Below are 1,858 nucleotides of genomic sequence, written 5' to 3'. Positions count from 1 at the left end.
GGTCACCCGCGAGAAGGAGTCCCGGTCGCTCAAAACCCTCCTCTCCCACCCGGTCTACCGGGACGAAGTCATCGTCGGCAAGGCGCTCGGGGGCGCCGCCGCCCTGGGGGTCGTCGTGGGGCTCGTCCTTGCCGTCATCACCGCCGTCCTCCTCGTCCTCTCGATCGTGCCGACGGCAGCCGAGGTTGTTAGCATTCTGCTCTTCGGGGCGATCTCGCTCCTCTTCCTGATCGCCTGGTTTACCGTCGCCCTGGCGTTCTCGACGGTCGTCCGGGAGAGCGGCAACGCGTTGATCTTCACCCTCGTGGTCCTCTTCGTCGTCTCGTCGCTCCTCCCGGTGATCGGGGCGGCGGTTGGAGGGCTCGTCGCAGGCCCGCCGCCGCAACCCCCCGAAACACCGGCAGGCGAAACACCGGCAGTCCAGGAGATGACGTTCACGTACGTCTCCAACGCAACCGGATCGTATGTTGTCGATTCACCCCGGCACGAAGCGTTGAAAGAGTATCGGGAGGAACGGGCGGCGTATACCGAGAAGAAGAGGATCGTCACCGACGTGATCACGCTCCTCTCGCCGCAGGAGAGTTACCAGGCTGTGGCCGATCTGGTCTCCACGCCCGGAGAGGGTCCCCTTCTCGAATCCCTCGGCAGCGTCTGGGCGGGTATCGCGGGTCTGATCGTCTTCCCGTCGGTCTTCTTCGCCGCCGCGTATATGAGGTTCATGCGGACGGATATCCGGTGACGGCAGGGGCGGCCCCGCCTCTCCCCGCCGAATTTCCCGCTCCGGAGCCATCGGATGCCGGAAAAAATACCCTGTACATCGGGAACACCCGCGGATCCGGAGAAACCCGTCTCATCCCCGCGAGTGTGGGCGGATCACCGTGTCCGCCGCCCTCGTTCTCCGGGAACATCCGCGTCCCACCCATACTTATAACCCCTTCCAAAACCAACCCAACGGTGCATATGGCCATGAAACTCAAACTCCTGGAGTTGACTGACGATAAAGCCCGTATCCTCTTTGAAGGCCAAGGCAACACCTACATCAACGCGCTCGCCGCCGAACTCATCAACGATCCCGGTGTGGACGTAGCACAGCGTAAGCAGGCATTCCGGTTCACGGACCCCGAACTGGTCGTCACCACGATCGGCGGCCGGTCTCCCCTTCTTGCGGTCACGGACGCGGCAAAGCGGCTCTCCGGCTACGCCGGGGAGCTCCTCCGTCAGATGGACACCCTCGAAACCGCATAAGCGGCCATGACGAAGAGCGGAGACGGCTTTTCCCGGATTGCCCGGGAGGTCTTTGCCCCCATCTACCCGGTCATCGCGGAGCAGGTGCTCGCGTGGTCCGGAATACGGAGCGGGTTCTGCCTCGATCTCGGGAGCGGGCCCGGCCTCCTCTCCGTCGCGCTCGTCGAGAAGAGCAGCCTCTCCGTCATCGCGCTCGACGCCGACCCGGCGATGGCCCGGATCGCGCACGAGTCCGCTGCCGGTTACCCGGACAGGGTGATCCCGATCACCGGCGACGTCCACTGCATGCCGATACGGGACAACGTCGTCTCGCTCATCGTCAGCCGCGGTTCAATCTACTTCTGGCGCGACTTGCCGCAGGCATTCTCGGAGATCGAACGGGTCCTCCGGCCCGGCGGCGTTGCGTTCGTCGGCGGCAGTTTCGGGACCCCTGCGCTCCGCGAAACCATTTTTGCGGAGATGCGGCGGCGGAACCCCGACTGGGACCGGGATATCGCCCGGAGGAGCGGGCGGGCATCCCCCGCGATGCTCCGCCGGGAACTCGCCCGGAGCGGCGTCGCCCACTCCCGGGTCCGGGAGGAAAAAGAGGGGATGTGGGTGGAGATCCGGAAAA

Annotated in this window: 3 protein-coding genes; all 3 read left to right on the top strand. The window is 65.1% G+C overall.

Translation table 11 applies throughout. From position 1 onward, the window contains the following. On the top strand, positions 1 to 739 hold a 739-nt coding region (locus BP737_RS13525), incomplete at its 5' end, for an ABC transporter permease (RefSeq protein ID WP_342686267.1). 227 nt (positions 740 to 966) lie between these two features. Next, entirely contained in the window at positions 967 to 1,245 is a 279-nt protein-coding gene (locus BP737_RS13520; RefSeq protein WP_292407751.1) for a DNA-directed RNA polymerase subunit L, read from the top strand. Positions 1,246 to 1,251: 6 nt separating this feature from the next. Next, positions 1,252 to 1,858, top strand: a 607-nt coding sequence (locus tag BP737_RS13515; protein WP_292407754.1) for a class I SAM-dependent methyltransferase, incomplete at its 3' end; no start/stop codon positions are given.

This window comes from Methanoculleus sp. UBA291, assembly GCF_002499755.1.
In the GTDB taxonomy this organism is placed as follows: Archaea; Halobacteriota; Methanomicrobia; order Methanomicrobiales; family Methanoculleaceae; genus Methanoculleus; species Methanoculleus palmolei.
The sequence above is the reverse complement of the archived record's forward strand: the minus strand, read 5'-3'. Positions and strand labels throughout refer to the sequence as shown.